A 5,312-nucleotide genomic window follows, 5' to 3' on the forward strand; every position below is an offset into this window, starting at 1 on the left:
GACCAACGTCAGGTGAACTGGCAGTTCACCACCCACGACGCGCGCCTTAAACTACGCCACCTATATCCCAGGCAATAGTCGCGACAATCTACTAGCTTGTAGGGTCAGTGCCCGATGGCGGTATCTCGCGCCGTGCGAGTGGCGATGAAGGCCGAGCGGCTGATGTCGACGGTGTCGTGCCACTCGGGGTGGTCCTGGACGTAGTCGGCGACGAAACTGCAGTAGACGCCGACCTTCGCCGGACTTTGAGCCAGGTCTTCCAGGGCGTAGCGCGCGAGGGCAGACGCGATGCCCCGGTGCCGCTGGTTCGGGTCCACGTAGGAGTGGGTGAGTGTGGCACGTCCGCCGGCAGTCTCGTATGCCAGGGTTCCGACCACCTGGTCATCGATGACTGCCTCGTAGAGGCGGGTGGTCTCGTCCGTGCGTACCTCAACGGCGGCCGGTGCTGGCTGCATGTTCTCTCCCCGCCTCATTCCTCTTCGGTCGCTGGCCCCGAGCGGCTGAAACGGGACCATCAAGTCCAAGATACATGCGCGATCAGGTGTCGGTAGCCGCCATACTGGACTAGAAGGTCCACGATCGGACTCTGCGAGCGGGCCACGTGACGACACGCTGGAAGGGTGAGTCGATGAGCAGCGAAGAGCAGGTGCCGGTAACTGAGCAGCTGACCGACAACACAGATCGAGGCCGCTTCGAACTCCGCCGCAACGACGATCTCGTCGGCTGGCTCTACTACCTTCACCTGAAGCCCAACCGGTACGTCCTTCGGCACACCGAAGTCGAGACGAGCCACCAGCACCGAGGTGTGGCGAGCGCGGTGGCGCGGCAGGTGCTCGACGAGGTCCGCAGCCGCGGGGGCACGATTACCGCAATCTGCCCCTTCGTGGTCGACTACCTCTCGCGCACATCCGCCCACACAGATCTGGTCGACGCCCGGCACCCGGGCTACACCGATCGCGCCTCCGCCGAGGCGGCGCAGGCGGCCGCGGGAGGCTGAGGCCACCGGGCGACAACCGGCAGCCCCGTCGGAGGGCCCCACCGCTGCCTCGCAAGGTGCCGACTCGATCGCCGGTGGGCGTGGAGGCCGTACGACGCGCTGTGGTATTCCCGCCCGGCCGGAACTCTGCCCGGGATCTGGGCCGCGGGAGATGGTCTGCGGGTGCCGGCCGTAGCTCCGGCCAGCCGTGGGGGCACCGTAGCCGATCGCCGATCGTGATCAGCAGGCAACGGCCCGGCATGACCGGCTCGTTCTTGGAGGCGGCCACGCTGGAGGGCGGGCGTCAGGCGGTCGGACCCGCAGGTAGCCGGGTCCTCCGCTGGCGTCCCGGGCCGTGCGCCCTGCCACCTGTCCCTTCTGGTGGAGGCGGCCTGCGCTGTGCGCAGATACTGTTGTTCTAGGTCAATGCGGTCATATCGCTCGATGATGGGCTGTGAGCGGCAAATGGACGCCTCGGACGAACTCCTTCAGAGGGTTACACCGTCGGCTCTTTTGACGCCGGACGGGACTGTCTACAGGCTCAATGAGGCGATGGCCAGGGCACTGGGCAGGTCAGTCGCGCAGTGCGTGGGCCGTGGCTTTGGTGACCTGTTGCCGACAAGTCAGGTGGCCGCGGTCGAGAGTCTCGTTTCCCACGCCGCCACGACGAAGACGGTAGCGATGCGAGTGCTGGAGTTCCCCGGGCCGGGTTCAGCATCCGTCGTCTGCCTCGTAGAGGCGCGACGCGCGAATGATCCCGTAGGTGGCAAGGCGCTGGTGTGGCTGCACTCGCTGGACGCGAAGAACGACCGCGGCGGCCTGCTGATCCCCTTCCGTCTGGCAGCCAAGGCCGCCAACCTCGGCGTGTGCATGTACTCACCCCAGGAGCGCAAGCTGGAGTGGAAGGGCGGCGCACCCGCCTTGGCGGCACTGTTCCCGGAAGCCTCCATGTCGCTGTCCGACCTGATTCGCCACGTGCACCCCCAGGACCGCGGCGCTCTGCGGCGGCTCGTGCGTTCGACGGCCGCCCGGACTCCCTGGGTCAGGCTGCGGTTCCTCACCGAGCAGGACGGCTGGCATCACCTGGTCTGCCGTGCCCGCCGGCTCATTCTGGGTTCCGGCGGCCCCGAACGGGTCTTCGGCGTGATCCGCGACGAAACCAACAGGCAAGCGCGCCGACGCCGAGCGCTGATCGCGCTGAGTGCTGAACGCCAGCGCGCCGACGAGATCGCTGCCTTCTCCTCCGCCGTGATGACCGCAGTCACCGAGCAACAAGTACAGCAAGTCATCCTCACGCGGCTCGCCGCGACCTTCGGCGGCACCGGCGCCGCACTGGCATTCATCACCAAAGGCCGCCTACGCGTCTCCTCCGATGCCGGGATCCCGATACCGGTCGCCGCCCTCCACGACCTGCCGCTGGACGCCCCCAGCGCGCTGCCCCACGTGATCCGCACGGGCGAGCCGCAGTTCATTGCCAACCAGGAGGACTACATCCGCCGCTGGCCCCGAGGGGCCATGGTGCCGTACTTCGACCAGCTCGACTCCGGCTACGCCATCTCGATCACCTCCCTCAGCCCCGGGGGTGATCAGCCGCTCGGAGCCTGGCTGGTCACCTACGACAGCGAACACAGCTCATCCCCGGATGAGCGAGCCCTCATGTGCACCCTTGCCGACCTCGCGGGCCAGGCACTCAAGCGCGTCAGGTTGCAAGAGGCACGCGTCGAGCTGGCCACGGCGCTCCAGCAGACCATGCTCCCCATGCTGCCCAAGCACCTCCCGGGCCTGGAGGCCGCCGCCTGCTACCTACCGAGCCGCGACGGGCTCGACGTCGGCGGAGACTGGTACGACGCCTTCGTCATTACCGACGGTGCCATCGCGGTGGAGATCGGCGACGTCCAGGGACACGACGTGGACGCCGCCGCAGCCATGGGACAGGTACGCGCCTCCATACGAGCGATAGCCGCCCACGAACCGGATCCCGCGACGGTACTGACGCGCACCAACGACCTCCTCGTCACGATGGACGCGCCACGATTCGCCAGCTGCACCATGCTGCGAATCGACCCGGACGGACGGGTCACCGGCGCCAGCGCCGGCCATGTGCCCTTGCTGTACGCACGCGATGACGGCACCCACACCATCCGTGAGATGCGGGGCGGCCCGGTACTGGGCGTCCTGCCTCATGCCGACTATGGCGAAGAATCCTTCACACTCGACAAGGACGCCGCGCTGGTCATGGTCACCGACGGCGTGGTCGAAGCGCCGAACCTGACCCTGGACGCCGGACTGGAGCGAGCCGGAACGCTGGCCGCCCAAGCCATCCACGACGGGCTGAACGCCGAGGAGACCGCCGACCGCATCCTCGACGCCGCGGTCGCGGTAGACCACCTCGACGACGTGGCCGTACTGATCGTCCGACGCTCATGAAATCGCCCATCTCCTCACACGTCCCCTACGCCGAGCCCACTTCAAGACCCCCGCCTACTGATGCGCCGAGCGGAGTGGTTCGGTTCTGGATGACTCGCCCTGACCTATGTGATCCGGATTGGCGTCGTTTCAACTCGACCAGCACCGTCAGACCGCGATGCCGGGCACACGGTGCCTGCCTGGCGCGAGTCTGAGGAGCTGGATACCAACGGTGACGGTTCCATCAGCGGACGAGACGGCGTCAGTGCTTTCCTGAACTGCCTGGCTCCCACTTCGCCAGCGCATTCAGCCCAGGGCGGGATAGCCGCCGGCGGCCAGGTCCGCGATCAGGCTCGGGTGAGCGGGTTCCCAGCCGAACCGTTTCCGGGTCAGTTCACTTGAGGACGGCATGTCGAGGGCGAACAACTGGCCGATGACGCCGAAGTCATCAGGCGACGCCGACTCGACCGGTACGGCGAGGGTGTCGCCGATAGCCTCGGCCAACGACTTCATCGTGTCTCCCTCGTCGGCTACCGCGTGCAGGACCGTACCGGGCTCAGCGTCCTCGAGGGCGATGCGGAACAACCGGGCGGCGTCGGTCCGGTTGACCGCCGGCCAGCGTTGTGTACCGTCGCCGACGTACGCCGAGACACCCGTTCTCTGCGCGGCAGAGATGAGCACTGAGCAGAAACCGTATTGCGCACCGCGCTGATGCACGGAGCGCGGCAGTCGCACGACAGAGGACCGGACCTTCTGAGCCGCCATCGCCAGCACCACGCACGAATTGCGGCCGCGCCCGCCGACCGGACCGCTGGTGGTGTCGGGGTCCTCCTCTGTGGAGGTGTGGCCTGGCATCATCGGCGTGAGGCCGGCATGCACGAACGGCTTGCCGCTGCCGGCGAGTGCGGCCGCGAAAATCCCGACGGCGCCCGCTTCCTCGTCAATGCACGGCTCCAAGTTGCTCCAGTCATTCCCGAAGGCCAGGTTGATGACGCCGTCGGTCTGGGCTACTCCAGCGCGGAGGCTGTCATGGTCGGTGAGGCTGCCGCGCAGCGGCGTCCCGCCGGCAGCGGAGAGGGCCTCGGCCGCGGAATCGGAACGGACGAGGCCGAGGACTTCGTGACCAGCGGTGATGAGTTCGGGAACGACAACCGAGCCGATGCTGCCGTTCGCTCCAGTGACGAATACGCGCATGGAGGACTCCAGACGAATGTTGCGACGCTGCGTCGCACGGCAAAATTCAGTGGTCCGGGCGCTCAGTCCGGCGACACCCGCCCCTGGTATATCTCCGGCGAGGCGACTGAATCGTCAACCCGGCCGCAACGACGATTCTACCAATCGCATACATGTCCCGTATCCTCGTTGATACCGGGGTACAGGCCGCTGGGTTGCATTGCGGACGACGCATGTTGAGCGCGGCAGCACTGCGCATCTGGCATGCAAGAGCCGTCCTCGCCGATGGCGCGTTTCCAGTCCAGGACATTCTCAGCTGACTCCGGGGAGCGACCCGGAGTGGCGCGTGAAGATTCATCTATCTGCGTGGCGAACACGTCAGCCGTCACCGTAGGCCATGACCGGCGCTGAACTGCCGCCGCGCGCGTGGCGCTTCGAATACACACCGCATTCTCGTCGTACTCAAGAAAGGGACGGGGAGATGAATGACGGCGGGTCACCCTCAGAGGATTTGGCCGCTCTTGAGCAGTTGAACAACGACTACGTCCAGTCTGATCAGTTCAATGACGTCAAGCGCTTCAGCGAATTTCTCGCTGGAGATTTCATCTCCCAGACGCCGGGCGTCACGCGAAATCGTGCCGAGTTCCTGGAGTACATAGCTAAGTAGCTGTTGTCTTTCCGATCTTGAGAGATGCGCATCGAACGGGAGTCCCGATGGGGTGGTCGCGGGGTGGTCGGTGCATACAAGTAGGGCCTC

General features: G+C 66.3%; 5 protein-coding genes. 2 read left to right on the plus strand and 3 right to left on the minus strand.

Annotation, left to right across the window (positions count from 1 at the left end):
- Nucleotides 1-104: 104 nt before the first annotated feature.
- Nucleotides 105-455, minus strand: coding sequence for a GNAT family N-acetyltransferase (locus ABZV34_RS36900; RefSeq protein ID WP_356286888.1), 351 nt, complete (start codon nucleotides 453-455; stop codon nucleotides 105-107).
- Between the two features lie 173 nt (nucleotides 456-628).
- On the opposite strand from ABZV34_RS36900, the gene ABZV34_RS36905 reads away from it, so the two are divergent.
- Complete coding sequence (locus ABZV34_RS36905; RefSeq protein ID WP_356286890.1) at nucleotides 629-997, plus strand: GNAT family N-acetyltransferase; 369 nt, start codon at nucleotides 629-631, stop codon at nucleotides 995-997.
- A gap of 444 nt (nucleotides 998-1,441) precedes the next feature.
- Nucleotides 1,442-3,403: a SpoIIE family protein phosphatase gene (locus tag ABZV34_RS36910; protein WP_356286892.1), complete on the plus strand. Its 1,962-nt coding sequence runs from the start codon at nucleotides 1,442-1,444 to the stop codon at nucleotides 3,401-3,403.
- Between the two features lie 285 nt (nucleotides 3,404-3,688).
- Here the strand turns inward: ABZV34_RS36910 and ABZV34_RS36915 are convergent, their stop codons facing one another.
- Together ABZV34_RS36915 and ABZV34_RS36920 are read right to left on the minus strand one after the other, a co-directional pair.
- Nucleotides 3,689-4,576, minus strand: a complete 888-nt coding sequence (locus ABZV34_RS36915) for an SDR family oxidoreductase (protein WP_356286895.1) — start codon at nucleotides 4,574-4,576, stop codon at nucleotides 3,689-3,691.
- Nucleotides 4,577-5,057: 481 nt separating this feature from the next.
- A partial coding sequence (locus ABZV34_RS36920) for a hypothetical protein (protein WP_356286898.1) occupies nucleotides 5,058-5,312 on the minus strand: 255 nt, incomplete at its 5' end.

This window comes from Streptomyces sp. NPDC005195 (assembly GCF_040608315.1).
Lineage (GTDB): Bacteria > Actinomycetota > Actinomycetes > Streptomycetales > Streptomycetaceae > Streptomyces > Streptomyces kaempferi.